General features: G+C 71.9%; 23 protein-coding genes and 1 tRNA gene. 16 read left to right on the top strand and 8 right to left on the bottom strand.

Translation table 11 applies throughout. The features are described 5' to 3' along the window. Window positions 1–48 precede the first annotated feature (48 nt). Window positions 49–714: a bifunctional DNA primase/polymerase gene (locus ABZT12_RS03230; protein WP_356376355.1), complete on the bottom strand. Its 666-nt coding sequence runs from the start codon at window positions 712–714 to the stop codon at window positions 49–51. 494 nt (window positions 715–1,208) lie between these two features. Here ABZT12_RS03230 and ABZT12_RS03225 point away from each other — a divergent pair, with 494 nt between their 5' ends. Both ABZT12_RS03225 and ABZT12_RS03220 read left to right on the top strand, forming a co-directional pair. Beyond that, window positions 1,209–2,768: a PP2C family protein-serine/threonine phosphatase gene (locus tag ABZT12_RS03225; protein ID WP_356376715.1), complete on the top strand. Its 1,560-nt coding sequence runs from the start codon at window positions 1,209–1,211 to the stop codon at window positions 2,766–2,768. Window positions 2,769–2,926: 158 nt separating this feature from the next. Then, window positions 2,927–4,423 (top strand): aminopeptidase P family protein, encoded by a 1,497-nt coding sequence (locus ABZT12_RS03220; protein ID WP_356376352.1) that lies wholly within the window; start codon window positions 2,927–2,929, stop codon window positions 4,421–4,423. Window positions 4,424–4,707: 284 nt separating this feature from the next. Here the strand turns inward: ABZT12_RS03220 and ABZT12_RS03215 are convergent, their stop codons facing one another. Beyond that, on the bottom strand, window positions 4,708–5,157 hold the full coding sequence (locus ABZT12_RS03215) for an ATP-binding protein (RefSeq protein WP_356376349.1): 450 nt from the start codon (window positions 5,155–5,157) through the stop codon (window positions 4,708–4,710). Window positions 5,158–5,376: 219 nt separating this feature from the next. Here ABZT12_RS03215 and ABZT12_RS03210 point away from each other — a divergent pair, with 219 nt between their 5' ends. The 9 genes from ABZT12_RS03210 (at window position 5,377) to ABZT12_RS03170 (ending at window position 15,204) form a co-directional block, all read left to right on the top strand. Then, window positions 5,377–6,201, top strand: a complete 825-nt coding sequence (locus tag ABZT12_RS03210) for a hypothetical protein (protein WP_356376346.1) — start codon at window positions 5,377–5,379, stop codon at window positions 6,199–6,201. A 162-nt stretch (window positions 6,202–6,363) separates the two neighbouring features. Then, window positions 6,364–7,113, top strand: coding sequence for a YcnI family protein (locus tag ABZT12_RS03205; protein ID WP_356376343.1), 750 nt, complete (start codon window positions 6,364–6,366; stop codon window positions 7,111–7,113). A gap of 94 nt (window positions 7,114–7,207) precedes the next feature. Further along, a complete protein-coding gene (locus ABZT12_RS03200) occupies window positions 7,208–7,858 on the top strand; it encodes an SCO family protein (protein ID WP_356376340.1) in 651 nt (216 codons plus the stop codon). Beyond that, complete coding sequence (locus tag ABZT12_RS03195) at window positions 7,855–8,301, top strand: copper chaperone PCu(A)C (RefSeq protein ID WP_356376337.1); 447 nt, start codon at window positions 7,855–7,857, stop codon at window positions 8,299–8,301. Before ABZT12_RS03200 ends, ABZT12_RS03195 begins: the two co-directional genes overlap by 4 nt. A 15-nt stretch (window positions 8,302–8,316) precedes the next feature. Further along, entirely contained in the window at window positions 8,317–10,230 is a 1,914-nt protein-coding gene (locus tag ABZT12_RS03190) for a copper resistance protein CopC (RefSeq protein ID WP_356376333.1), read from the top strand. Window positions 10,231–10,238: 8 nt separating this feature from the next. Next, window positions 10,239–11,537 (top strand): iron uptake transporter deferrochelatase/peroxidase subunit, encoded by a 1,299-nt coding sequence (gene efeB, locus ABZT12_RS03185; RefSeq protein WP_356376330.1) that lies wholly within the window; start codon window positions 10,239–10,241, stop codon window positions 11,535–11,537. An 86-nt stretch (window positions 11,538–11,623) separates the two neighbouring features. Beyond that, window positions 11,624–12,556, top strand: coding sequence for a prephenate dehydratase (pheA, locus tag ABZT12_RS03180; protein WP_356376327.1), 933 nt, complete (start codon window positions 11,624–11,626; stop codon window positions 12,554–12,556). Window positions 12,557–13,108: 552 nt separating this feature from the next. Further along, the gene (serS, locus tag ABZT12_RS03175) at window positions 13,109–14,386 is read left to right on the top strand and encodes a serine--tRNA ligase (RefSeq protein WP_356376324.1); all 1,278 of its coding nucleotides are present in this window, start codon (window positions 13,109–13,111) and stop codon (window positions 14,384–14,386) included. Beyond that, window positions 14,383–15,204: an HAD-IIB family hydrolase gene (locus ABZT12_RS03170; RefSeq protein ID WP_356376320.1), complete on the top strand. Its 822-nt coding sequence runs from the start codon at window positions 14,383–14,385 to the stop codon at window positions 15,202–15,204. Before serS ends, ABZT12_RS03170 begins: the two co-directional genes overlap by 4 nt. Window positions 15,205–15,219: 15 nt before the next feature. Here ABZT12_RS03170 and ABZT12_RS03165 read toward each other — a convergent pair. The 6 genes from ABZT12_RS03165 to ABZT12_RS03140 all read right to left on the bottom strand — a co-directional run bounded on the left by ABZT12_RS03165 (window position 15,220) and on the right by ABZT12_RS03140 (window position 19,409). Next, window positions 15,220–15,323 (bottom strand) — tRNA-OTHER (locus tag ABZT12_RS03165). Between the two features lie 259 nt (window positions 15,324–15,582). Continuing rightward, window positions 15,583–15,834, bottom strand: coding sequence for a hypothetical protein (locus ABZT12_RS03160; protein WP_356376317.1), 252 nt, complete (start codon window positions 15,832–15,834; stop codon window positions 15,583–15,585). 77 nt (window positions 15,835–15,911) lie between these two features. Further along, window positions 15,912–16,631 carry an ABC transporter permease gene (locus ABZT12_RS03155; RefSeq protein ID WP_356376314.1) on the bottom strand — a complete coding sequence of 240 codons (720 nt, stop codon included), beginning with the start codon at window positions 16,629–16,631 and terminating at the stop codon, window positions 15,912–15,914. Window positions 16,632–16,640: 9 nt separating this feature from the next. Next, window positions 16,641–17,552 carry an ABC transporter ATP-binding protein gene (locus tag ABZT12_RS03150; RefSeq protein ID WP_356376311.1) on the bottom strand — a complete coding sequence of 304 codons (912 nt, stop codon included), beginning with the start codon at window positions 17,550–17,552 and terminating at the stop codon, window positions 16,641–16,643. Beyond that, window positions 17,549–18,457 (bottom strand): ABC transporter permease, encoded by a 909-nt coding sequence (locus ABZT12_RS03145; protein ID WP_356376308.1) that lies wholly within the window; start codon window positions 18,455–18,457, stop codon window positions 17,549–17,551. The genes ABZT12_RS03150 and ABZT12_RS03145 overlap by 4 nt, the downstream gene beginning before the upstream one ends. Beyond that, window positions 18,447–19,409: an ABC transporter ATP-binding protein gene (locus ABZT12_RS03140; protein ID WP_356376712.1), complete on the bottom strand. Its 963-nt coding sequence runs from the start codon at window positions 19,407–19,409 to the stop codon at window positions 18,447–18,449. The genes ABZT12_RS03145 and ABZT12_RS03140 overlap by 11 nt, the downstream gene beginning before the upstream one ends. A 314-nt stretch (window positions 19,410–19,723) precedes the next feature. Here ABZT12_RS03140 and ABZT12_RS03135 point away from each other — a divergent pair, with 314 nt between their 5' ends. From ABZT12_RS03135 to ABZT12_RS03115, 5 genes are all read left to right on the top strand, one after another. After that, window positions 19,724–21,484 carry an SDR family oxidoreductase gene (locus tag ABZT12_RS03135; protein ID WP_356376305.1) on the top strand — a complete coding sequence of 587 codons (1,761 nt, stop codon included), beginning with the start codon at window positions 19,724–19,726 and terminating at the stop codon, window positions 21,482–21,484. Between the two features lie 957 nt (window positions 21,485–22,441). Continuing rightward, the gene (locus ABZT12_RS03130; protein ID WP_356376709.1) at window positions 22,442–23,368 is read left to right on the top strand and encodes a MerR family transcriptional regulator; all 927 of its coding nucleotides are present in this window, start codon (window positions 22,442–22,444) and stop codon (window positions 23,366–23,368) included. A gap of 110 nt (window positions 23,369–23,478) precedes the next feature. Continuing rightward, window positions 23,479–24,027 carry an RNA 2'-phosphotransferase gene (locus ABZT12_RS03125; protein WP_356376302.1) on the top strand — a complete coding sequence of 183 codons (549 nt, stop codon included), beginning with the start codon at window positions 23,479–23,481 and terminating at the stop codon, window positions 24,025–24,027. Window positions 24,028–24,103: 76 nt separating this feature from the next. Further along, window positions 24,104–25,006, top strand: a complete 903-nt coding sequence (locus ABZT12_RS03120; protein WP_356376299.1) for an LLM class flavin-dependent oxidoreductase — start codon at window positions 24,104–24,106, stop codon at window positions 25,004–25,006. A gap of 96 nt (window positions 25,007–25,102) precedes the next feature. Next, entirely contained in the window at window positions 25,103–25,972 is an 870-nt protein-coding gene (locus ABZT12_RS03115) for a Cof-type HAD-IIB family hydrolase (protein ID WP_356376296.1), read from the top strand. Window positions 25,973–26,058: the final 86 nt, after the last annotated feature.

The following is a 26,058-nucleotide window of genomic DNA, read 5'->3' as shown; positions in this document are numbered from 1 at the left end:
AGATAACGACCGATCGAGGGCGCCGGGTTCCCCGCGCGCCCAAGACCCTTACAACTCGGGCGCGCTCACACCCGTACGAGTGAGGGCCTCGACCACCGCGTCGACCACGGCCTCCACGCCCGGCACCCAGGGCGCGGCCGAGCCGGGCAGCGGTGCGCGCTCCCAGCGGATCTGCCCGTGACCGGTCTCGGACGGCGGCAGCGCCAGATAGCCGCCCTCGCCGTGGAAGCGGAGCGAGCCGGGGACATGGTCCTGGGCGTACAACAGCTCGCCCAGTTGCTCCATGGAGTACGGCTCGACGAGCAGCGCCCAGCGGGTGGGCGCCGCGACGACCGGGCCGAGGCGCATGCCGCTCCGGTCGAGCGCCGCGAGGGCGCGGGCGGCCGCGGGCGCGGGCAGGCTCACCGCGCAGGGCGCCTTGCCGCCGGTGGCGAGGACGATGGGGGCCGTCGGGCGGTTGGCCCACCACCAGCGCACCATGCGCGCGTCGGTGGTGGCCGCGAGGAGGCCGGGATCGAAGGGATGGGCACCGGGGACCGTGCACTCCGGGTCGGGACAGCCGCAGCGGGCCCGGCCCTGCGGATCCGGTGACACACCGGGGAGTACGGGCCACTGCCAATCGGCCGCGATGGTCAGGGCCGCGCCGAGCATCTCAGGCCTTCCGTCGTTTCGCCTGGACAGGAGCCTGCGTCGCCTTCCGAGGATCTCGCGCATGAGCGCTCGTTCCTTTCCGTTGCACGCCTGGCAACACCGTGGGCTGCATCACACCATGTGTCGATCACTGCACTGTGCGTACCTTTTGGCGCATCACACCCCTGCGCGTGGCAAGGGGAACCCCTATGGGCAGATCGTTGGCTGCGTCCGCGTCCGTACCGCGTCGGGCAGAAGTACGGGCGTGGCGCGGGGTGGCGAAGTCTGGCGTTTTACGTCGCGCGTGGGTCTCTCCGCCTCCGCCGCGGGAGGATGGGGCTCGGTCGTCGGTGGTTAAGACGCCCGGGTCCGTCGCCAGGTTCCGGGCAGTCCCCCAACCGCCCCTGGCCTTCTCCGAGTACGTACCCATCACAACCGGTGTGACGCTCCGTCGAGCAAGCCCAGTCGACCGCAATCGGGCTTCCCCTAGAGCAGTTTTAGGCCAACTTCGCCAATCCGCAAGGGGTCGGAGAAAGAACACCGTCAGACGCTTGGACACCAGGAATCCCGGCAGGACAATGCTGGACATCCCCTCACGAGTGCGTGTACATGTGGAGACACTGCCAGCGGCGCAGAATGACATGGGGGTTTGCGATGCTATCGAGCAATACGCACCGGTCGGAAAGCCGGACGACATGAACGCCCCTCACCCTCCGAAAGTGGCTGGAATCGATTCAACGGTTCCCTCTCCAGCCCACACTGTCGCGCCCGCGCCGGCCGCCCCGGGTGCCTCTCCGGCCCCCTCCGCCCCCGGACCGAACACCCGGACCGCCGGGGAGCGGCAGGACACCGCCGCGAACGCGCCGAGTGCCCTGCTCCAGGACCGGCTCGCCGCCTGGGTCTCCGATCTCACGACCCTGCACGAGCTCATGGAACGGCTGGCCCGCACGGAAGCACTCGACGACGCGCTGCGTGAACTGCTGCGCGCCGGAGCCGCTCTGGTGGGCGCCCGGCGCGGACTCGTGGTCCTGGAACCGGGCGACGGACTCGGCCCCGACACCACCATCGGCCTGGGCCTCGCCCGGGCCGATCTCGGTCATATCGAGACCGTCCCGCGCGGCGCGATGCCCTACGGCCGGCTCCTCGACGACGTTCCGGAGGCCGGGGGTGAGGTCATCCGCCCCGACCTGTTCGCCGAGGACGCCCTGGACCCCCGCCACCGCGAGGTGGCCGCCCGCCTCGGCTACGCCGCCAGCTACGCGCTCCCCCTGTCCACCGACGCCGCCGGCCGCCTCGGCGCCGCCATGTGGCTCTACGACGAGCCCGCCGCCCCCGGCGAACGCCCCCGCCACCTCGCCGGCCTGTACGTGCGGTACGCGACCGAGCACCTGGCCCGGCTGCTGGAACTGGAGCGCACGCGCGCGTGCATGGCGACCATGACCGAGGAGTTGCTGCCGTCCCGGCTCCCGCGCGTGGCCGGCGTACGGCTCGCCGTCCGGCACCGCACCGGTCCGCGCGGCGGCGGCGACTGGTACGACGCGCTGCCGCTGCCGGACGCCGCGCTCGGCCTCGCCGTCGGCGCGGTCAGCGGCGCCGGGCCGAGCGCGGTCGCCGCGATGGGCCGGCTGCGCGCGTCGCTGCGGGCGTACGCCGTGATGGAGGGCGAGGACCCGGTCGCCGTCCTGTCCGACCTCGAACTGCTGCTGCGGCTCACCGAACCGGCCCGCTCCGCCACCGCCCTGTTCGCCTACTGCGAGCCGGCGCTGCGCAAGATCACCCTGGCCGGTGCCGGGCACTGTCCGCCGCTTCTGCTGGGCGGGGAGCGCACCGAGTTCGTGGAGACGTCGGTCTCCGCGCCGCTGGGGATGCTCGCCTGCTGGGAGGCGCCGAGCATGGAGTTCGAGGCGGAGGCAGGCGAAACGGTGCTGCTCTACACCGACGGGCTGCTGCACCGCACCGGCGACCCCGTGGACCGCGCCTTCGCCCGGCTGCACTCGGCGGCGGCGAGCGTCCCCAAGGGGCTGCGCGGCGACCCGGACGCGATCGCCGACCACGTCCTGCGGTCCATGCTGCCGGACGGCCTCGACACCGCGGACAGCGACGAGGACGTGGTACTTCTCGCGGCCAGCTTCCGGTAGCCGCGCGGTCCGCTCCCGCTGTCCGCGCGGTCCGCGCCGGACAGCGGCGCCGCTCGTGCCGCGTGGCCGCCGGCCGGCCCGGTGTAACAGGCCCTCCGGCCCTGGGCCCCCTGCCGTACGACCGTACGATGACGGGGTCCAGTGCCGTATCGAGGAGGATGACCGTGGCCGACGAGCTCAACCCGGCTGTGTCGGATACTGCTGCCACCGCAGCGGGCCCGGAGACCGAACCCGACGAGGAGCCCACCAAGCAGCGCAAGAACGGCCTGTACCCGGGCGTGTCCGACGAGTTGGCCGAGAACATGAAGTCCGGATGGGCCGACACCGAGCTGCACGACCTGCAGCCCGTCGCCCAGGCCGGGCACACCGCCCGCCGCCGTGCCGCCCTGTCCGCGCGTTTCCCGGGCGAGCGCCTGGTGATCCCCGCGGGCCACCTCAAGACCCGGTCCAACGACACCGAGTACCCCTTCCGGGCATCGGTGGAGTACGCGTATCTGACCGGCGACGGGACGGAGGACGGCGTCCTCGTCCTGGAGCCCACGGCCGACGGCCACCGGGAGACGATCTACCTCCTGCCGCGCTCCGACCGCGAGAACGGCGAGTTCTGGCTCTCCGGCCAGGGCGAACTCTGGGTGGGCCGCCGCCACTCCCTCACCGAGGCCGGCACGCTCTACGGCATTCCCGCGTCGGACGTGCGCCGGCTCCCCGACCGGCTGCGCGCGGCGACCGGCCCGGTCCGGGTGGTGCGCGGGTACGACGCCGGCGTCGAGGAGGCGCTGGCCGACAAGGTCACCGCCGAGCGCGACGAGGAACTGCGGGTCTTCCTCTCCGAGGCCCGGCTCGTCAAGGACGAGTTCGAGGTCGGTGAGCTGCAGAAGGCCGTCGACTCGACCGTCCGCGGCTTCGAGGACGTGGTCAAGGTCCTCGACAAGGCCGAGGCGACCTCGGAACGCTACATCGAGGGAACGTTCTTCCTCCGCGCCCGCGTCGAGGGCAACGACATCGGCTACGGCTCGATCTGCGCCGCCGGACCGCACGCCTGCACCCTGCACTGGGTGCGCAACGACGGCCCGGTCCGCTCGGGCGACCTGCTCCTGCTGGACGCGGGCGTCGAGACGCACACCCTCTACACCGCCGACGTCACCCGCACGCTGCCCGTCAACGGCACGTACACGGAGATCCAGCGGAAGATCTACGACGCCGTGTACGAGGCGCAGGAGGCCGGTATCGCCGCGGTGCGCCCCGGCGGCAAGTACCGCGACTTCCACGACGCGGCGCAGCGCGTGCTCGCCGAGAAGGTCGTGGAGTGGGGTCTGGTCGAGGGCCCGGTCGAGCGCGTCCTGGAGCTCGGCCTCCAGCGGCGCTGGACGCTGCACGGCACGGGTCACATGCTCGGCCTGGACGTGCACGACTGCGCCGCCGCGCGTGTCGAGTCCTACGTCGACGGCACCCTGGAGGCGGGCATGGTCCTCACGGTGGAGCCGGGCCTGTACTTCCAGGCGGACGACCTGACCGTCCCGGAGGAGTACCGGGGCATCGGCGTCCGCATCGAGGACGACATCCTGGTCACGGACGACGGCAACCGCAACCTCTCGGCCGGCCTCCCGCGCCGCTCCGACGAGGTGGAGTCCTGGATGGCCTCGCTGAAGGGTTGAGAAGGGGCTGAGAGGGGGTCTCCGGGGTGCCGGCCGGGCACCTCGGGAGGCCGTGCGGAGCAGCGCGACGAAGGGCCGGGCACCACCGAGGTGCCCGGCCCTTCACGTGCCGGGCCCGGTGCGGCCGGAACGGTCCGAGGGGGTCGGCCGGGGGACGGTTCACAGCCCGGCGCAGGACGCGCGCGCGGCGCGGTGGGCGGGCAGGGCGGACAACTCCCCTCGTAGGGGCGGTAGTTGCCCTTGAGGCGCCGCCCGGGACTCCGGGGACCGCCGTACCGCGCGGCTCAGACCGCCGCCATGAGCGGAGCGTCCTCGCGCCACTTCAGGATCTTGTCGAAGCTGACCACCGCGCCGCCCCGGCCCGGGGCGGAACCGATGTGGACGTGGTCGGCGAGTTCCTCGATGAGACAGAGGCCGCGGCCGTGCTCGGCCTCCTCCGGGGCGCGCCGGACGCGCTGCCCGCGGGTGAAGCCGGGGCCCGAGTCGGCCACCTCGATACGGCACTTCTCACCGTCGAGATAGGCGGTGACCCGGTACGCCTCCGTGGAGGTGCCGCGCGCGGTGTCGCCGCCGTGCTCGACGGCGTTCGCGCAGGCCTCGGTGAGGGCGACGGAGAGGTCGTAGGAGACGTCCGGGTCGACTCCCGCCGTCTCCATCGTGCCGAGGAGCAGGCGCCGGGCGAGCGGCACGCTCGCGGCTTCTCGCCGCAGATGCAGTGACCACCAGATGCTCATGCTCCAGCCTCCCGGCCGCGGCTCGACATACCGTTACGTATTGCCGCCACGGCCCCCGGATAAGCGCGCGGTCGACGTGAGGCCGCCCATACGGGGGATGCACAGGGGCGCCGATCGATGTATGCAGGGGTGCCCGTGTGCCGGGGGGCGCGCCGGTCGCGCCGCACCGGGCGGGCTGCCCTCGGGCGGTCGGGGGGCCAGTGCGATGATGGGCCCGCCATGACTGCCCCCCAGCCGCGCACGGCGCGCCCCGGAAGCGGACTCCGCGTCCTGCGGGCCGCGGTCTTCTCCGCGGTCTGTGTCGTGCTGGCCGCGGCAGGACACGTGCTCGCCTCGACCGGGACCGTGCCGCTGTGGACCCTCGGCGCCGGCTTCCTCGGAACGGTCCTGGTCACGGCTCCGCTCGCCGGACGGGTGCGCCCGCTGCCCGCGGTCGTGGCACTGCTCGCGGTCGGCCAGACCGTGCTGCACGCCCTGTTCGGACTGGGCCAGGCCGGCATGACGGCCACCGCCCCCGGCGCGATGTCCGCCTCCGACGCGGCCCTCGTCGCCCGCGCCGCGCACCTGCTGTGCGGCACCACGGCCGCCGCGATCAGCCCGGCGCAGGCACACCGGATCCTGACCGCCGCCCGGCTCGCCCCGGACATGGACATGGGCGCCATGCACCACCCGGCGGGCGCCCTCTCCGCGGCCTCCGGCTCCGGCTCCTCGATGGAGATGCTGCCGTCCCTGCCCATGCTGCTCGGCCACCTCCTCGCGGCGCTCGCCGCGGGCTGGCTGCTGCGCAACGGGGACCTGGCGCTGCTGCGGCTGGCGGACCTCTCGGCGCACGGAGTCGCCGAGGGGGCGCTCGTACGAGCCCTGCGCGGAGCCCTCGCCCTGGTGCGCGCCCTGCGGGCCGGGCTCCCGGGCGTACCGGTGACGGGCCCGCGCCCGCACCGCACCGCCCTGTTCGCGCCGCCGGTGCCGCACACCGTCGCCCTCCAGCACACGGTGATCAGACGCGGGCCGCCCACCGACGCCGTACTCCTTCTCGCCGCCTGACACGACGCGACCACCACCACTTCACCGGAGCGCTGATCCCGCCCGGGAGGGGCCGGCCGCCGTCGTGCGGCACGCGCGCGTGCCCGTGTTCCGCAGCCGGGACACCACGCGCCCCCTCCTCATCAGCGGAACCACCGAACTCGAAGTGGAGCACTCCCTTCCATGAAGGTTTCCCGTCTCGCCGCCACCGGTGCCGTCGCCGGCTCGGCCGTGCTCGTCCTCTCCTCCCCCGCCTTCGCGCACGTCACAGTGCAGCCGGAAGGCACAGCCGCCAAGGGCGGATACGTCGTCGTCGACTTCAAGGTGCCCAACGAGCGCGACAAGGCCTCGACCACCAAGCTGGAGGTCAGCCTCCCGGCCGGCCACCCGCTCGCCTCGGTGATGCCCCAGCCCCTCGACGGCTGGACCGTCAAGGTCACCAGGGCCAAGCTGGCCGAGCCGGTGAAGGCGCACGGCGAGACGATCTCCGAGGCCGTCACCAAGGTCACCTGGACCGCCGACGGCAAGGGCATCGAACCCGGCTACTTCCAGAAGTTCCCGCTCTCCATCGGCGCGCTGCCCGACCACGCCGACGAACTCGTCTTCAAGGCGGTCCAGACGTACTCCGACAAGGAGGTCGTCCGCTGGATCGAGGTCCAGAAGGACGGCGCCGAGGAGCCCGAGAACCCGGCCCCCGTACTCGCCCTCTCGGCCGCCGCCGCGGACGGCCACACCCACGGGACGGCCGACACCACGGACGCCACCGACGCCGCCGACACCTCGAAGACCACCGAGACCACCGCCTCCGCCACCACGGCCTCCGGCGACGACAGCGACACCACCGCCCGCGTGCTGGGCATCGTGGGCATCGTCGTCGGCGCGGCGGGCGTGGCGTACGGCGTTCTCGCCGGCCGCCGGCGTACGACCGGCTGAAACCCCGACCGTCCACGGCGCGCACAAGGGTCCGTGCGACTCTTGCGTACGGCCCCGGTGCGCGCCGGAGCTCTCACACCTGGGACATTTCTCTATGCGCAAGAAGACGTTCGCGGCGGCCGTGCTGCTCACCGCCGCCGCTCTGACGCTCTCCGCCTGCGGCAGCGGCAACGACGGCCAGAGCCCCGTCGCCGTGATCTCCGCGGACACCCCGCAGAAGGCGGCGACCGTCCTCGACCCCCCCTTCACCAAGCCCGACCTCGTCCTCACCGACACCCAGGGCAAGAAGTACGACCTCCGCGCGGAGACCAAGGGCCACCCGACCCTCGTCTACTTCGGCTACACCCACTGCCCCGACATCTGCCCGCTGACCATGAACAACATCGCCGTGGCCAAGAAGCAGCTGTCCCGGGCCGAGCAGGACCGGCTGCGGATCGTGTTCGTCACCACCGACCCGGCCCGCGACACCCCCACCGAACTCGGCAAGTGGCTCAAGGGCATCGACCCCCAGATCGTCGGTCTCACCGGCGACTTCGCCACCATCCAGGCCGGCGCCCGCTCCCTCGGCATCTCCATCGAGCCGACGAAGAAGGACAAGAGCGGCAAGCTCGTCTCCGCCCACGGCACCCAGGTCATCGCGTTCTCCCCGAAGACCGACGGCGGGTACCTGCTCTACGGCGACGACGCCACCGTCCAGGACTACACCAAGGACCTCCCCAAGATCGCCAAGGGGGAGAACCCGTGAGGCACCCCCTCGCCCCCGTCGCGCTACTGGCGGGGGCGCTGGTCCTGGCCGGCTGCGGCGGTTCCGGCGGCTCGAAGGCCCGGCTCTCCGTCAGCTCCGCCTACATGCCCCAGCCGGTCTCGGAGATGGCGGCGGGCTTCCTCGACATCGCCAACAAGGGCGGCGCGAAGGACGAACTGACCTCCGTCACCAGCGACATGGGCCCCGTCTCCGTGCACGAGACGGTCGGCCAGTCGATGGAGGAGGTGACCTCGCTCGATGTCCCCGCGCACGGTCGGCTCGTGTTCAAGAGCGGCGGCAACCACCTGATGTTCGACAAGCTGAAGCGCCGGCCGAAACAGGGCGAGACGGTGACCGTGAAGCTGCACTTCGCCAAGTCCGGCGCCATCACGGTTGAGATGCCGGTGAAGTCGGCCACGTACAACCCGGCGACCGGGCACTGAGGGAGGGAACCCACCTTGACGACGACCATCACCCCCCGCGTCCGCAACCTGGTGCTGCTGCTCCTGGCCGTCACCGGGATGCTGTTCGCCGGCGCCGGACCGGCCTCCGCGCACGCGGCGCTGACCGGCAGCGACCCCCAGCAGGGGGTGGTGGTCGCCAAGGCTCCCACCCAGGTGTCGCTCACCTTCTCCGAGAAGGTCTCCACCAACGACGACTCGCTGCGCGTGCTCGACCCCAAGGGCAAACGCGTCGACGTCGGCAAACCGTCCGACATCAGCGGCACGACGTACGCCACACAGATCCGCAGCGGACTGCCCGACGGCACGTACACCGTCGCCTGGCAGGTGGTCTCCGCGGACAGCCACCCCGTCGCCGGCGCCTTCACCTTCTCCGTCGGCTCCCCCTCCAGAACCACCGTCTCGCTGACCGGCCAGGACGCCGGCGGCGGGGTCGTGGGCCGGCTCTACGGCTTCGGCCGCTACCTGTCGTACGCCGGCTTCATCCTCATGGTCGGCGGCGGTGCCTTCGTGCTGGCCTGCTGGCAGCGCGGCTCCGGAGTGCGGGCCGTGCAGCGGCTCGTCGTCTCCGGGTGGGTCGTTCTCACCGCCGCCACCCTCTGGCTGCTGCTCCTGCGCGGCTCGTTCACGAGCAGCGGCAAGGTCGGCGACATCTTCGACCTCGACCTGCTCGGGCAGGTACTGCAGACCAAGACCGGCGCCGCCCTCGTCTCCCGGCTGCTGCTGCTCGCCGCCGCCGCGCTCTTCATCGCCGTCCTCTTCGGCGCCTACGACAAGCGGGAGGACGAGGAGAAGCGCGACCTCACCTTCGGGCTGTCGATCGGCGGCGGTGTCGTCGCCGCCGGGCTCGCCGCCAGCTGGGCGATGGCCGAGCACGCCTCGACCGGCCTCCAGCCGGGTATCGCGATGCCCGTCGACGTGGTCCACCTGCTGGCCGTCGCCGCCTGGCTCGGCGGCCTCGCCGCCCTGCTCGTCGCGCTCTACCGCGCACCCGGGGACACCACCGTCGACGCCACCGCCGTACGACGGTTCTCCCGGGTCGCCTTCGGCAGCGTGCTGGCGCTGGTGGCGACCGGCGTCTACCAGTCGTGGCGCCAGCTGGGCTCCTGGAAGGCGTTCACCGACACCGGGTACGGGCAGCTGCTCCTGGTCAAGATCGGGCTGGTGGCGGTGCTCGTCGGCATCGCCTCCGTCTCACGGCGCTGGACCGGCCGGCTCGCGGCGGCACCCCGGTCCGTCGACGCCGCCGACGCGGCCTCCGCCACCGAGGACGTGAAGGCGCCGGAACCGGAGAAGGCCCACGTCACCGCGGCGGCCACCGCCGGGGACGGCCCGCGCGCCACCCAGCTCGCCCGCCAGCGGGCCGCCGTGGACACCGCCCGGCAGAAGCGGCTGCGCGACGCCGACCCGCACCGCTCCGGACTGCGCCGCTCGGTGCTCGCCGAGGCCGCCGTCGCCGTCGCTGTCCTCGCCGTCACCACCGTCCTGACCGCCACGGAACCGGGCCGCACGCAGGAGGACGCCAGGGCCGCCAAGTCCTCGTCGTCCTCCGCCGCCACCACCTCCTCCGGCGCCCTGACCCTGGACATGCCCTTCGACACCGGCGGTACGGACGGCAAGGGCGTCGTACGGCTCGACTTCGACCCCGCTCGGGTCGGCGGCAACGAGATGCACGTCTACGTCCAGCGCCCCAACGGACGCGCCTTCGACGTGCCCGAGGTGAAGGTCGCCTTCACCCTCGCCGCCAAGAAGATCGGTCCGCTGCCCGTCACCCCCGACCGGATCACCACCGGGCACTGGGCCGCGACCGGGATCCAGATCCCCATGGCGGGCGAGTGGCAGATCTCGGTGACCGTCCGGACCTCCGACATCGACCAGACGACCGTCGACAAGAACGCGCAGATCGGCTGAACCACGTCATGCCCGACCAGTCCATTCCCGAGGCCCGCACCACTGAGCCGCTTCCCGGGGAGGCCGTTTCCACGAACGCCTCCCCCGGGGAGGGCATGTCCCGTCGGCGCCTGCTCGGCACCGCCGGTGCCACCGGGCTCGTGCTCGGCGCGGCCGGCGCCGCCGCCGGGTACGCCGCCGCTCCGGCGGAGGCCACACCGCTCAGCTCGCTGGGCGCGGACATGGCAATGTTTCACGGGAAACATCAGCCCGGCATCACCGAGCGGCTTCCAGCCCGCGGCCACCTCGTCGCCTTCGACCTGGCGCCGGGCGCCGGGCGCACGGAGGCCGCCGCGCTGCTGCGCCGCTGGTCGGCGACGGCCCAGCGGCTGATGGCCGGCGAGACGACGGCGCACGACGACACGGACGTCGCCCGGGACGCGGGCCCCTCGTCCCTGACCGTCACCTTCGGCTTCGGCCACAGCTTCTTCGCCCGTACCGGACTGGAGAAGCAGCGCCCGGTCTCCCTCGACCCGCTCCCCGACTTCTCCTCCGACCACCTCGACAAGAACCGCAGCAACGGCGACCTGTGGGTGCAGATCGGCGCCGACGACGCCCTGGTCGCCTTCCACGCCCTGCGCGCCGTCCAGAAAGACGCGGGCAGCGCGGCCCGCGTCCGCTGGCAGATGAACGGCTTCAACCGGTCACCGGGCGCCACCTCCCGCCCGCTCACCACCCGCAACCTGATGGGCCAGCTCGACGGCACCCGCAACCCCAGGCCGGCCGAGTCCGACTTCGACCGACGGATCTTCGTCCCGGCGTCCGGCTCCACCGACCCCGCCTGGATGGCGAACGGCTCCTACGCCGTCGTACGCCGTATCCGCATGCTCCTCGACGACTGGGAGAAGCTCTCGGTCACCGCCCAGGAGAACGTCATCGGGCGCCGCAAGTCCGACGGGGCGCCCCTGACCGGAGGCACCGAGACGACCGCGATGGACCTGGAGAAGACCGACAGGAGCGGTGCCCTCGTCGTCCCCGTCAACGCGCACGCCCGGATCGCCCGCCCCGACCAGAACGGCGGCGCGGCGATGCTGCGGCGCCCCTTCTCCTACCACGACGGCATCGCCGCCGACGGCACGCCCGACGCCGGGCTCCTCTTCGTCTGCTGGCAGGCGGACCCCCTGCGCGGCTTCGTCACCGTCCAGCGCAAGCTCGACCGCGGCGACGCACTGTCGACGTACGTCCGCCACGAGGCGAGCGGTCTGTTCGCGGTGCCGGGCGGGGCGGCGCGGGGCGAGTACGTGGGGCAGCGACTGCTGGAGGCGTGAGCCCGCGCGCGCCGTCGCTCCGTCGGCGGCGGAGCGCGGGGCCCTGGCCCAGCGCCGTGCCGGGCCAGGGCCATTAGGGTGAGGTCATGCCAGCCAGTTACGCCTATCTCGGCCCCGAGGGCACCTTCACGGAGGTCGCCCTGCGCACGCTTCCCGAGGCGGCCACCCGGGAACTGGTCCCGTACGTGTCCGTGCAGTCCGCGCTCGACGCGGTGCGCACCGGTGAGGCCGAGGCCGCGTTCGTGCCGATCGAGAACTCCGTCGAGGGCGGCATCACCACCACCCTCGACGAACTGGTCGCCGGCGCACCGCTGATGATCTACCGCGAGGTCCTGCTCTCCATCACCTTCGCGCTGCTGGCCAGGCCCGGCACGGCGATCTCCGACATCAAGACCGTCTCCGCCCACCCGGCCGCGCAGCCCCAGGTCCGCAACTGGCTCCGGGCCAACCTCCCGGAGGCCCTGTGGGAGTCGGCCGGCTCGAACGCGGACGCCGCCCGCCTGGTCCAGGAGGGCCGCTACGACGCCGCCTTCGCCGGTGAGTTCGCCGCGGCCCGCTACGGTCTCGAAGCCCTGGAGACCGGGATCCACGACGCGGAGAACGCGCAGACCCGCTTCGTCCTGGTGGGCCGGCCCGCGCGCCCGGCGGCCCCGAGCGGAGCGGACAAGACCTCCGTCGTGATCTGGCAGCGCGACGACCACCCGGGCGGTCTGCGCGATCTACTGGACGAGTTCGCCACCCGTGGCATCAACCTCATGCTGCTCCAGTCCCGGCCGACCGGCGCCGGTATCGGCAACTACTGCTTCTGCGTCGATGCCGAGGGACACATCTCCGACCGCCGGGTCGCCGAGGCGCTGATGGGGCTGAAGCGGGTCAGTCTTCAGGTCCGCTTCCTCGGCTCGTATCCGCGCGCGGACGTGGGCGTCGACGGGGTGCGGCCGGCGTTCCCGGGCACCTCGGACGAGGAGTTCATGGCGGCGGCCGACTGGGTCGCGCACTGCCAGGACGGGCGTTTCTGAGGGGCCGTAGGTGGCGACGCGGCTGGCCGCACCTGCTGATTCACGTTATCCACAGAAGTTATCCACAGGGCGCGATCTCGACCTGGGGACAAGTCGACAACGGCAAGCCGAGCAGTCGACATATCGCCGCACAGAGCCCGCCCCCGTCCATCGGTCCGCGGGTCACCCTTCGTCCACCTGTTTCCTGGGCTCCACCCTCTGGAGCGATACATATCCACCCGAAAGTGAGTACGGGGGAGGTTTCGGGCGGGCATTTCCGGATCCGGACGGCCCTTTTGGAATGATCACCTCCGGCATCCACAGATCTTTCGCACAGCCTGTGGATAACTTTCCCGGGAGGCGGATTCCTGTGGACAACGCCACCCCCAAATCCCGTTCCGCACAAGGAAATCAGGTCAACGAGCCGCCGCGCGCCTGCTTCGATCCAGGGAGCGCCGCTCCTTTTATTGACATACCTCGCATGTACCTCATCACGGCACGTAAGCCGCACCCCGGCCGTACTTCGGAATACTGAGTCGTGAGGCGGAACCGCACACCGGTAGCCTGGTCCGCGTGATTGACCTTCGCCTGCTCCGTGAGGACCCCGACCGTGCGCGCGCCTCCCAGCGCGCCCGTGGAGAGGACGTCGCGCTCGTCGACTCCCTCCTCTCCGCCGACGAGCGGCGCAGGTCCTCCGGCCTCCGCTTCGACGAACTGCGCGCCGAGCAGAAGGCGCTCGGCAAGCTCATCCCCAGGGCCTCCGGGGACGAGAAGGCCGAGCTGCTCGCGCAGGCGGGCCGGCTCGCCGCCGACGTCAAGACGGCCGACGCCGAGCAGCACGAGGCGGACGAGGAGACCAAGCGCCTCGCGCTCCGGCTCGGCAACCTCGTCCACCCCGACGTCCCCGTAGGCGGCGAGGAGGACTTCGTCGTCCTGGAGACGCACGGCACGATCCGCGACTTCGCGGCCGAGGGCTTCGAGCCCAAGGACCACCTGGAGATCGGCGAGGCGCTGGGCGCCATCGACGTCGAGCGCGGCGCGAAGGTCTCCGGCTCGCGCTTCTACTACCTCACCGGCGTCGGCGCCCTGCTGGAACTGGCCCTCGTCAACGCGGCGATCGCCCAGGCGACCGAGGCCGGCTTCGTCCCGATGCTGACGCCCGCGCTGGTCCGCCCGCGCGCCATGGAGGGCACCGGCTTCCTCGGCCAGGCCGCGGAGAACGTGTACCACCTGGAGAAGGACGACTACTACCTGGTCGGCACCTCCGAGGTCCCGCTCGCGGCCTACCACATGGACGAGATCCTCGACGCCGACAAGCTGCCGCTGCGCTACGCGGGCTTCTCGCCGTGCTTCCGCCGCGAGGCCGGCACCTACGGCAAGGACACCCGCGGCATCTTCCGCGTGCACCAGTTCGACAAGGTCGAGATGTTCTCCTACGTCCTCCCCGAGGACGCCGAGAACGAGCACCAGCGGCTCCTGGGCTGGGAGAAGCAGTGGCTGACCGCGCTCGGACTGCCCTTCCAGGTCATCGACGTGGCCTCGGGCGACCTGGGCGCGTCGGCGTCCCGCAAGTTCGACTGCGAGGCGTGGATCCCCACCCAGGGCAAGTACCGCGAGCTGACGTCGGCCTCCAACTGCGACAGCTTCCAGGCCCGCCGGCTGTCGGTACGGATGCGTGACGGCAAGAAGGTGCAGCCGCTGGCGACGCTGAACGGCACGCTCTGCGCCGTACCGCGCACGATCGTGGCGATCCTGGAGAACCACCAGCTGGCCGACGGCTCCGTGCGGGTGCCCGAGGTGCTGCGCCCGTACCTGGGCGGCCGGGAGGTCCTGGAGCCGGTGGCCGGGTGAGCACCGCACCGACCGACGAGAGCTTCCCCTACCGGCTCGTCGCCACCGACCTCGACGGGACGCTGCTGCGCTCCGACGGGTCGGTCTCGGCACGCACCCGTGACGCTCTCGCCGCGGCCACCGCGGCGGGGGCGGCGCACCTCGTCGTCACCGGCCGCGCGGTCCCCTGGACCCGGCACGTCCTCGACGACCTCGGCTACCGCGGCCTCGCCGTCTGCGGCCAGGGCGCCCAGGTCTACGACGCCGCGGAGCACCGGCTGCTGACGTCCGTGACCCTCGACCGCCAGTTGGCGGGGGTCGCGCTGGCCAAGATCGAGGCGGAGGTCGGCCCACTCTTCCTGGCGGCGAGCCGGGACGGGCTGGACGGCGAGGTCCTGGTCGGCGACGGCTACGCGGTCACGGGCACCCTGCCCTCGGCCCCGCTCAAGGACGTCTCCGAGCTGTGGGCCGCGCCGCTGAACAAGATCTACATCCAGCATCCGACGCTCACGGACGACGAACTCGCCGAGGCGGCCCGGCTGGCCGCGGGCGGCTTCGTCTCGGTGGCGATGGCGGGCGAGGGCATCGTCGAGCTGCTGCCCCTCGGGCTGTCGAAGGCGACCGGTCTCTCGCTGGCGGCCCGCCGCCTGGGCGTGAAGGCCGCCGCCACGATCGCCTTCGGTGACATGCCCAACGACCTCGCGATGTTGGCGTGGGCGGCCCACGGGGTGGCGATGGCCAACGCCCACGAGGAGCTGAAGGCCGTCGCGGACGAGGTGACGTCCTCGAACGACGAGGACGGCATCGCGGTGGTACTGGAACGGTTGTTGCCGGGCTGAGCCCACGGCTCCCGGCGGAGGATGCACGGATCGAACGTGCGCGGGCCTTCCGGGCCCGACCGGGCTCGCGCCCCACGAGGGGAGCGCGAGCCGGTGCCTTCCCACTCGGCCAATCCTCCGGGTGGGCGGCCCACGCGAGAGTGAGTCGCGTGCTCGAAGCGGCCGCCCCGGGCAGCCCCCCGTTGGGGCGGTCTCCACGGAGAGTTGAGTACTCCGGAGGCCACCACGGGCTGCCCTGAAGGGAGTTGGACGTACTGTCCGGCAAGGACTCCGCCCAGCTCCGCTCCCGGTAAGTGGCGCCGGCTCGTCCGGCGTCGACACAACAACTGTGCCTGCACGGCGAGTTGGGCGCCACTCAATTAGGGCCTGGGTCCGGCGCTAACGGCGCCGCCATCTGCGGCGCCTAGCCTTGCTGAAGAACCATCCGGCGGGCGGCTCGTCGGAGCGCCAGGGCTGCGGCTCGGGCTCCTCGGCACGCCAGCGCGCGGCGAGCATCCTCGCCCGCGCGGACGGCTCGGCCGTACCGGCGTCCCGTATGAAGTTCTCGTCGAGGACGACAGCGTCCCAGGTGTCGCTCCGCGTCCCGTCCCCGGCCCGGCCTCGGCCGTCGTGCGGCGTCTCGCCCGCCATCCCCGTCCTCCCCGCCGTCCGTCCCCCCGCCCAGAGTGCCTGGACGGGGATGAAGCCCCCGTCAAGATCGGTACCCGTCATTCCTCGCCCGCGAGCTTCAGCGTGCGCAGCTTCTGCCCCGCGTACCAGGTGGCCAGTACGGTGACCAGGACCAGCAGCACCGTCGCCGTGGTGAGGCCGACGTCGGAGGTGACCAGGTCGCCGCTGGCCACCTTGTGGGCGACGGCCAGCGACCACTGCTGGACGCTCAGCGTGCGCGCCCCGGGCACCAGGGACCCGAACAGGGCCTCCCAGACGAGGGCGTAGACGAGCCCGAAGACCACCGCGTGCCGGGAGACCGTGCCCAGCAGCAGGAAGAGCGCCGCGTAGGCGATGGAGGCGACCAGGGCGGCCACCGTGTAGGCGACGGCGATCTGCTGGCCGTTGCCGTTCAGGATCAGCCCGGCGATGAGCGTGGGGACCGCGGAGAACACCATGGTCACCGCGATCGCCACGATCAGCTTGGTGAGGATGATCGTGGGCCGCTTCAGCGGCTTGGAGAGCAGGTACACCACCGAGCCGTCGTCGATCTCCGGTCCGATCGCTCCGGTGCCGGCGATGACGCCGATGATCGGCACCATCGTGGCGAGGCCGAGCCCTCCCAGGACGTCCACCGCGGTCTGGTCGTCGGCGCCGGCCAGGCCGCGCACCACCACCGCGATCATGATCAGCAGGAAGGGCAGCGCGCCGAGGATGAGCGCCCGGCGCCGGCCGAGCAGGGCCCGGTAGGTGAGTCGGGCGACTGTGGGGTCGTACATCTTGGCCTCCTACGCCGCGACGAGATACGAGAAGACGGATTCGAGCGACTCGTCGGACGGCGAGACCGTGAGCAGCCGGATGCCGTGGTCGCGGGCCACCCGGGGCAGCAGCGCCGTGAACCGGCCGAAGTCGACGGCCTGGACGCGCAGCGCGCCCTCGGCGAGGTCGACCTCGATGCCGGACGTGGACGGGTCGGCGATGAGCGCCGCCGCGAGGGCGCGGTCGTCGCTGGAGCGGACCAGGTAGCGGTGCGGGCGGTCCGTCATCAGGCGGCGGATCTTGCGGAAGTCACCGCTGGCCGCGTGCCGGCCCGCGACGACGACCTCGATGTGCCAGGCGAGCTGCTCGACCTCTTCGAGGATGTGGGACGAGAACAGCACCGTGCGTCCCTCGTCGCCCATGCGGCGCAGCAGGTCCATGAGCTGCATGCGCTGGCGGGGGTCCATGCCGTTGAACGGCTCGTCCAGCAGCAGGAGGGAGGGGTCGTGCACCAGGGCGCTGGCCATCTTCACGCGCTGGCGCATGCCCTTGGAGTACGTGGAGATCTTCCGGTCCTGGGCGTACTCCATCTCGACCGTGGCGAGCGCCTTCTGCGCCGCCCTGTCGCCCAGACCGTGCAACTCGGCGTTGGCGACGACGAATTCGCGTCCGGTGAGGAAGTCGTACATCGCCTCGCGCTCGGGGACGATGCCGATGTGCCGGTAGATCTGCTCGTTGCGCCACACCTGCTGACCGTCGAGGGTGACGGTGCCGGTGGAGGGGGCCAGGAAGCCGCCCATCATGTTGATGAGGGTGGACTTCCCGGCGCCGTTGGGGCCGAGCAGTCCGGTGACGCCCGGGCCGATGGTCATGGTGATGTCGTTGACGGCGACCACGTTGCCGAACCAGCGGGAGACGTGGTCGATGGAGAGCGTGGTCACAGGCCCACCTTCCGGTAGCGGCGCAGCAGGAGGCCGTAGGTCGCGGCGATCAGACCCAGGACGGCGAGGACGTAGACGACGCCCTGCCCGTGGCTGGGGCCGGTGCCGCCGGGGAACGCCGACGTCGCGCCCAGGAAGGCCGACTGCACCCCGTCGATGAGGGTGACGGGCGAGAAGAGGCCGATCCAGGGGATCGCGTTCGTGGCGTCCTGGTTCTCGGCGATGGCCTGGAGGGTGGTGACGGCGCCGTAGGAGATGGTCAGTACGGCGATGACGGCGGCGATGCCGAAACCGCGGCGCGGGGTGACCGAGGCGATGACCAGGCCGATGCCGGCGAAGAGCAGGGAGAGGAGGGTCACGGAGACGAGTCCCTGGGCGACGCCCTCGGTCTGGTCGGCGAAGTCGAGTTTGGCGAGCAGGGCGCCCACGTAGAGGACGATCAGCGGGGCGGCCGTCAGGACGAAGAGCGCGGAGGCCAGGGCTGCGTACTTGGCGCGCACGTAGTCGGCGGTCTCGATGGGCCGCGAGAAGTAGAGCGGTACGGTCTTGAAGCGCAGGTCCCGGGAGACGGACTGGGGTGCCTGGGAGGCTACGTAGAGGCTGATGACGGCCTGCATGATGATCGCGTAGCGGGTGTAGTCGACGGGCAGGTCCTTGGCCTTCGTGGCGACCGCGACGGCGACCATGATGGCCGCGGGCACGCACATGACCACGAAGAGCAGCATCGGCAGCACCTTCGACTTGACCGAGCGGCCGAGGCCGTAGGCACCGCGCAGGGACTGCGAGTAGAGCGAGCGGCGGGCGTAGGCGCGGCCGAGGCGCGGGCCGTCGTAGTTGCGGTAGCCGATGTTGTGGATGCGTGTCTGGTCGCCCGGCCGGGGGGCCAGGGGCTGGTCAACTGCCATGGCCGACCGCCTCCTTCCGCTCTGCGTCGCTGTCGGTGAAGACCTCCGAGATGTGGTGTCTGCGCTGTTCCATGCGCACCAGACCGAGGCCGAGGTCGGCGATGACGTCCCGCACCAGGTCGTAGGTCTCCTCGCCGCTCGCGGTGAGCAGCAGGACGTGGCCCGCGCCGGGCAGGCCGCTGCCGTCGTGGGTGTCCACCCCGCGCGCGTGCAGCGCGTCGCGCACCGCGCGGGTGCCGTCCGGGTGGTCGTCGGTGTCGGTCACCTCGATCGCGAGGGTGGTCGTGATCTGGGTGAAGTCGGTGGTGGAGCTGGAGCGCAGCAGCTTGCCGCCGTCGACGACCACCACATGGTCACAGGTGCGCTCCAGTTCGCCGAGCAGGTGCGAGGTGACCAGGACCGAGATGCCGAAGTCGGTGTGGATCCGGCGGATCAGGCCGAGCATCTCGTCCCGGCCGACCGGGTCGAGGCCGTTGGTCGGCTCGTCGAGGAAGACCAGCTGCGGGTCGTGGACGAGGGCTTGGGCGAGCTTGACGCGCTGCTTCATGCCCGTGGAGTAACCCCCGATCGGGCGGTAGCGCTCCTCGTACAGACCGACGTGGCGCAGCGTGTCCGCGGTGCGCTCGCGGGCCGCGGTCGGCGGGAGGCCGGACATGCGCGCCATGTGGACGACGAACTCGGTGGCCGAGACGTCGGGCGGCAGGCAGTCGTGCTCCGGCATGTAGCCGACCCGTTCTCGGATGTCGGCGCCCTTGGTGGCGACATCGAGGCCGAGCACTTCGGCTCGGCCCTCCGTCGCCGGGGACAGACCCAGCAGGATCTTGATCAGAGTGGACTTGCCGGCCCCGTTGGCACCGACGAGCCCCGTCACACCGGGTCCGACGTCCACGGAGAGCCGGTCAAGCGCGGTCACCCGGGGGAACCGCTTGCTCAGGCTTTCGGTCGCGATCACAGTCACGGCTTAGACGGTAGTGACCTGGACCGCGGACGTCGTCAACCCGCAGAGCTGTCCTTGAGTCCGACTGGAGTCGTACGGGCCCGTAGGGGATGCAGTGCCTGAGAGCTACGCAGAGTTATCCACAGGCCGCGAACCGCCCATTGACGCCGCCTGCGACAACTGTCACATTCGCCAGTCAGGTTGCGGAGACCCGGGACGCGCCCCTGCGGCCCAGGAAACGGGAGAGAGGACGCCTTCCGGCTCCACGGCTCCACGGCTCTACGGCTCCACGACGATCTGCCGCGGACGCGGCGCTGGGCGGAGGACGAGTGACGCAGGCTTTGGCGGGCGCGCGGGAGCGCCGGGTGCGGACCGGCGGGGTCGAGCTGTGCGTGGCCGAACTGGGCGACCCCGCGTCCCCCACGGTCGTCCTCGTCCACGGCTACCCGGACAGCAAGGAGGTCTGGTCCGAGGTGGCCGCCCACCTCGCCGGCCGCTTCCACGTCGTCCTCTACGACGTCCGGGGCCACGGCCGGTCCACGGCACCGCGGCCGTTGCGCGGCGGCTTCACCCTGGAGAAGCTGACGGACGACTTCCTGGCGGTCGTCGACGCGGTCAGCCCGGACCGGCCCGTGCATCTGGTGGGGCACGACTGGGGCTCGGTGCAGTCCTGGGAGTTCGTCACCGTCGCCCGCACCGAAGGCCGGATCGCCTCCTTCACCTCGATGTCCGGACCGTCCCTCGACCACTTCGGGCACTGGATCCACCAGCGGCTGACCCGCCCCACCCCGCGCCGGGTCGGCCAGCTCCTCGGCCAGGGCGCCAAGTCCTGGTACGTGTACCTGCTGCACACGCCCGTGCTCCCCGAACTGGCCTGGCGCGGGCCCCTCGGCAAACGCTGGCCGAGAATCCTGGAGCGCGTCGAGAAGGTCCCCGCAGGCGACTACCCGACCTCCTCGCTGCCCACGGACGCGGCGCACGGCGCCTGGCTCTACCGGGACAACGTCCGGACGAGGCTGCGCCACCCCCGCCCCGACGCCCGCGCGCACGCGCCCGTGCAGCTCGTCACGCCCCTGGGCGACGCGTTCCTGTCGGAGCGGCTCTACGACGGACTGGAGCAGTGGGCACCGGGGCTGGTGCGCCGCACGCTCCCGGCCAAGCACTGGGTCCCGCGCACCCGCCCCGACCAACTGGCCTCCTGGATCACGGAGTTCGTCGACGCCCACGAGAGCGGGCGGCCGGTGCCCGTGGCGAGAGGCAGGTACGCCGAGCGGTTCGGCGGCCGGCTCGTCCTGGTGACGGGCGCGGGCAGCGGCATCGGGCGGGCCACGACGCTGGCGTTCGCCGAGGCCGGCGCGCGCGTGGTGGCCGTCGACCGGGACGCGGAGAGCGCCGCCCGCACCGCCGAGCTGGCCCGGCGGGCCGGCGCCGCCGACGCCTGGGCGGAGACGGCCGACGTCTCCGACGAACAGGCCATGGAGAAGCTCGCCGGGAAGGTCGCCGCCGAGTACGGCGTGGTGGACGTCCTGGTCAACAACGCGGGCATCGGCCTGGCCGGCTCCTTCTTCGACACCACCCCGGAGGACTGGAAGAAGGTCCTGGACGTCAATCTGTGGGGGGTCATCCACGGCTGCCGGCTCTTCGGGAAACAGATGGCCGAGCGCGGTCAGGGCGGCCACATCGTCAACACCGCGTCGGCGGCGGCGTTCCTGCCGTCCAGGACGCTGCCCGCCTACAGCACCTCCAAGGCGGCGGTGCTGATGCTGAGCGAGTGTCTGCGCGCGGAGCTGGCCGGGCAGGGGATCGGCGTCTCGGCGATCTGCCCGGGCATCGTCAACACCGGCATCACCTCCACCGCGCACTTCGCCGGGGTCGACGCCGAGGAGGAGAAGCGGCGCCAGAAGAAGTCGGCGCGTCTGTACGGGATGCGGAACTATCCGCCGGAGAAGGTCGCGGCCGCGATCCTGCGGGCGGTCGTACGCGACGAGGCCGTCGTCCCCGTCACCCCGGAGGCCCGCGGCGCCCGCTTCCTGGCTCGCTTCGCGCCGGGCGCGCTGCGGGGTATCGCACGACTGGACCCGCCGCTGTGAGCCCGGCGCAGAACCAGGCGGGCCGGCCGGGCGGAGAGGTCCGACACGGGTGCGTCGTACGCCGCGGACCCGACGCCTGGTCGCCTACATCCCCGCCCCGGCCCCGGCCCTGGCCCCGGCCCCAGCCTCAAAGACTGGGCGAGCCGACCGCCCGGCCGGGCGGAGAGGTCCGACACGGGTGCGTCATGCGCCGCGGACCCGACGCCTGGTCGCCTACGTCCCCTCCCCGGCCCTGGCCCCGGAGACTGGGCGAGCCGACCGGCATCCAGGTCATCGACGTGCCGCGTCGGCGGCTGTCGGCGGGGGAGCGCTGGCGGTCCGGGCGAGCCTTCGCGGAGGGCGTCCCGGTGCTGCTTCGTGGCCTCGAACAGCCTTGTCCGGTCGCGGAGTTCGGGTGCCTGATAGTCCGGTTCGGCGTGCCGTACGCGCACGTGCCGGGTCATCACGCGAGCCGGCGCGGCGGTCCGGAGCGGGAGCGGTCGCGCTTTGGCTGTCCGCCGTGAACCGGCGGGGCGGCGGTTTGGAGGGAGGACGGTCGCGCTTCCGGCTCTCCGCCACGCACCGGCGGCGCGGCGGTCCGCAGCGGGAACGGTCGCGCTTCCGGCTCTCCGCCGGTCCGGAGACCGGGCTGTTCACGGCGGTGCTCGGTGACCGGGTGCCGCGAGCCGGGGGCTTGGACCCGGCCGACGCCGAAGCCCTTGCCCCCGGACTGCCGCGCCGGTGCTGCGGCGGCCCGGATCTCCCCCGGCGTGCCCGCCGCCGCTCCGCCGGAACGACGGCGGGGGCGCCCGCGACGCCGCGCCGGTGTCCGGGCCGGTCACCCGGGGCGCCGAGGGCGGTCGCGTGAGCGCCCGGACGGAGGCGGCCGATGCCGCCGGGGGCCGGGACACCACTCGCCGGACGGGCGGTCCCGGCGAGGCGTGGGGAACCCCCGGCGCCCGCGGACCCGCCTACCGCATTGAGGACCTGGCCCATCGCAGCGGAGCCACCGTCCGCACCATCCGTGCCTACCAGGACCGCGGTCTGCTCCCCCGCCCCGAGCGGCGCGGCCGGGCCAATCTGTACGGGGACGTCCATCTCGCCCGGTTGCGCCGGATCGCCGAACTCCTCGACCGTGGCTACACCTTGGCCTCCATCAAGGAGCTTCTGGAGGCCTGGGACGCGGGCCGGGGACTGGGCGGGGTGCTCGGGCTGGTCGCGGAGGTCGACGGGCCGTGGACCGACGAGGAGGCCGCCCGGATCTCGCGCGCCGAGCTGGACGAGCTCTTCGGCGGCGGCCCGCACGACGAGGCCGTCGCCGACGCCGTCGAACTCGGTGTGCTGGAGCCGGTGCCGGGCGACGACGACACCTTTGTCGTGCCGAGCCCCCAAGAACTCTCCGTAGCAGCCGAGTTGTACGAGGCCGGGGTGCCGCTCTCCGCGATCTCTGGCCATCTACGGGAGTTGAGGGGGCAGGTCGAGCACATCGCCGCCCGTTTCCTGGAGTTCACCACCGAGCACGTCTTCGCCCGCTACCTCGACGGACGGCACCCTCCGACGGACGCCGAAACGACCGAGGCGGCCTCTCTCGTACGGCGCCTGCGCCCGCTCGCCCAGCAGACCGTGGACGCCGAACTGGCGCGTGCCATGAGGCTGTTGGCGACACGGCGGCTGAGTAACCATCTCGATGTCGTCGAATCCGCCACGACGGCTACCGCGTCACGTTCCGTGCGAGTATCCGAGGCGACAATGCGGTTGGTCGAGGAGTTGGTTGGCCCGGAGCGTGCAGCCGAGTTCATCGCTCTGGCGGCCGAACGAGAGGCGCGTGCAAGAAGGTTGAACACGCTTGTGGCAAGTCACGCCGACGGCAATGGCCTTGGGGAAAAGCTGTGCAGCGAAGGGTAGTTGTCCACAGAAAAGCCAACTCAGCTGTGGATAACTGTAGTTGGTTGTGGATGAAACCCGACCGCTAAAAGAAAATGCGTGATCCCTGTCTCTCCCGCCATCCTGGTCGGATGGATGAAAGACGCACCGTCAAGGTGTCGAAGTACCTCTCGAAACATCTGCGCCACCAGCCCGAGCGGATCGGGCTCACTCCCGACGCGGCCGGCTGGGTCGAGATCGACACGCTGATCGCCGCCTGCGCCGCCCACGGGTTCCGGTTCACCCGGGACGAACTGGACGAGGTGGTCGCCGCCAACGACAAGCAGCGCTTCGCGATCGAGGGCACCCGGATCCGCGCCAGCCAGGGTCACAGCATCGACGTCGACCTCGGACTGCCCCCGGCGGTTCCGCCGGCGTACCTCTACCACGGCACGGCCGCCCGCAGCCTGGACGCGATCCGGGCCGAAGGACTGCGGCCCATGAACCGCCACGCCGTACACCTGTCGCCCGACCGCGAGACCGCGACGCGCGTCGGTGCCCGCCGGGGCCGTCCCGTCGTGCTCTCCGTGGACGCGGGGGCTATGCACCGCGACGGCCATGTGTTCCAGGTCAGCGCGAACGGCGTGTGGCTCATTGCCGTCGTACCACCCCGGTACCTAAGGTTTCCCGCCGGTCACTGACCCTCGCTTCGTGGCCGTGCGGACACGGCCGGTGAGTGTTTCACGTGAAACACGGACGCCGCCTAGCCTGGGTCTCATGAGCCTGCGCCTGAGCACCGTGATCCTCCCCTACCGTCGCTGGAACGAGGGGAGCCGCGACGCCTGGCAACGGGCGGAACAACTCGGCTTCCACACCGCCTTCACCTACGACCACCTGTCCTGGCGCACCTTCCGCGACGGCCCGTGGTTCGGTGCCGTGCCGACGCTGACCGCCGCGGCGGCCGTCACCGATCGGATTCGTCTCGGCACTCTCGTCAGCTCGCCGAACTTCCGGCATCCGGTGACCCTCGCCAAAGACCTGATCTCCCTCGATGACATCTCCGACGGACGCATCACCCTGGGCATCGGCTCGGGCGGCACCGGTTTCGACGCCACCGCGCTCGGCCAGGAGCCATGGACCCCACGTGAACGTGCCGACCGCTTCGGTGAGTTCGTCCCGCTCCTCGACCGACTGCTCACCGAGGACTCGGTCTCGTACCGCGGCACCTTCTACTCGGCGCACGAGGCGCGTGACATCCCCGGCTGTATTCAGCGGCCACGGCTGCCCTTCGCGGTGGCCGCCACGGGTCCGCGCGGGCTGAGGCTCGCCGCGCGGTACGGACAGGCATGGGTGACCACCGGCGACCCGAAGCTCTACGCGAACGGCACCCCCGAGCAGTCGGTCCAGGCTCTGCGCGGGCAGGTCGAGAAACTGACCGACGCCTGCGTGGCGATCGGCCGGGACGTGACCGAGGTCGACAAGATCCTGCTGACCGGGTTCACCCCGGACCGTGATCGCCCGCTGGAATCCCTCGCCGCCTTCGTCGATTTCGCGGGCAGGCACCAGGAACTGGGCTTCACCGACATCGTGGTCCACTGGCCCATCCCGGACTCCGACTTCGCGGCGGACCAGAAGATCTTCGAACAGATCGCCATGGAGGCGCCCGTCCAGTTGCGCTGAGCCGACGGGGCACAGCGGCACCGGTGAGGGGGGGTGGTCACACACCTGTCCGCACTCCCCATACGGCTGTGCGGACAGGTGCGGGAGAATGACCCGGTGACCACAGCGACTAGACAGCCCGAGACCCCGGCCGCCGCCCTCCCGCCCCGGCTGATCGCCACCGACCTCGACGGCACCCTGCTGCGGGACGACAAGTCGGTGTCCCCCCGGACGGTAGCCGCCCTGGCCGCCGCCGAGCAGGCGGGCATCGAGGTCTTCTTCGTCACCGGCCGACCGGCCCGCTGGATGGACGTGGTCGCCGAACACGTCCACGGCCACGGCCTGGCGATCTGCGGCAACGGTGCCGCCGTGGTCGACCTGCACGGCGGCCCCGGAACCCACCGCTTCGTGAAGGTGCGCGAACTGGCCCGCGAGAACGCGCTCGACGCCGTTCGGCTGGTGCGCGAGGCGGCGCCCGGAACCGTGTACGCGGTGGAGCAGACGTACGGCTTCTACCAGGAACCGGCGTATCCGAAGCTCCACATGGAGAAGCCGGACGCCCTCGCGCCGGCCGAGCAGTTGCTGGCCAAGGACGCCCCGGGGGCCGGTGAGCCGGTCCTGAAGATCCTCGCCTTCCACCCCCGGCTGGACCCGGACGCCTTTCTCGCCCAGGCCAGGCTCGCCCTGGGCGACCGGGCCAACGTCACCCGCTCCAGCCCCAGCGCGCTGCTGGAGATCAGCGGGCCGGGGGTCTCCAAGGCGAGCACCCTCGCCCTCTCGTGTGCCGAGCGGGGGATCGCGCCCGAGGAGGTCGTCGCGTTCGGGGACATGCCGAACGACGTCGAGATGCTGACCTGGGCGGGCCGATCGTACGCGATGGGCAACGCGCACCCTGACGTGTTCGCCGCGGCCTCCGGTCGGACCGCCGGCAACAACGAGGACGGCGTCGCGGTCGTGATCGAGCGGATCCTGGCGGCACGCGGGTAACCGGCACCGTCCTGGATGACGAGGGAGGACCGGAGCGCGGTGCGGCGGACACACCCGTCTATGAAGGGGGTTCGAGCGGGTTCTCA

Source organism: Streptomyces sp. NPDC005423, from assembly GCF_040606415.1.
Taxonomy (GTDB): Bacteria; Actinomycetota; Actinomycetes; order Streptomycetales; family Streptomycetaceae; genus Streptomyces.
This window is presented reverse-complemented; position numbering and strand designations above follow the sequence as displayed.

Coding starts and splice junctions, on each gene's coding strand:
- pheA (WP_356376327.1), top strand. CDS start 11,624: ATGCCAGCCAGTTACGCCTATCTCGGCCCCGAGGGCACCTTCACGGAG.
- ABZT12_RS03145 (WP_356376308.1), bottom strand. CDS start 18,457: ATGGCAGTTGACCAGCCCCTGGCCCCCCGGCCGGGCGACCAGACACGC.
- ABZT12_RS03120 (WP_356376299.1), top strand. CDS start 24,104: ATGAGCCTGCGCCTGAGCACCGTGATCCTCCCCTACCGTCGCTGGAAC.
- ABZT12_RS03220 (WP_356376352.1), top strand. CDS start 2,927: ATGACCGTGGCCGACGAGCTCAACCCGGCTGTGTCGGATACTGCTGCC.
- ABZT12_RS03225 (WP_356376715.1), top strand. CDS start 1,209: ATGCTGGACATCCCCTCACGAGTGCGTGTACATGTGGAGACACTGCCA.
- ABZT12_RS03160 (WP_356376317.1), bottom strand. CDS start 15,834: ATGGCGGGCGAGACGCCGCACGACGGCCGAGGCCGGGCCGGGGACGGG.
- ABZT12_RS03210 (WP_356376346.1), top strand. CDS start 5,377: ATGACTGCCCCCCAGCCGCGCACGGCGCGCCCCGGAAGCGGACTCCGC.
- ABZT12_RS03200 (WP_356376340.1), top strand. CDS start 7,208: ATGCGCAAGAAGACGTTCGCGGCGGCCGTGCTGCTCACCGCCGCCGCT.
- ABZT12_RS03155 (WP_356376314.1), bottom strand. CDS start 16,631: ATGTACGACCCCACAGTCGCCCGACTCACCTACCGGGCCCTGCTCGGC.
- ABZT12_RS03125 (WP_356376302.1), top strand. CDS start 23,479: ATGGATGAAAGACGCACCGTCAAGGTGTCGAAGTACCTCTCGAAACAT.
- efeB (WP_356376330.1), top strand. CDS start 10,239: ATGCCCGACCAGTCCATTCCCGAGGCCCGCACCACTGAGCCGCTTCCC.
- ABZT12_RS03205 (WP_356376343.1), top strand. CDS start 6,364: ATGAAGGTTTCCCGTCTCGCCGCCACCGGTGCCGTCGCCGGCTCGGCC.
- ABZT12_RS03215 (WP_356376349.1), bottom strand. CDS start 5,157: ATGAGCATCTGGTGGTCACTGCATCTGCGGCGAGAAGCCGCGAGCGTG.
- ABZT12_RS03230 (WP_356376355.1), bottom strand. CDS start 714: ATGCGCGAGATCCTCGGAAGGCGACGCAGGCTCCTGTCCAGGCGAAAC.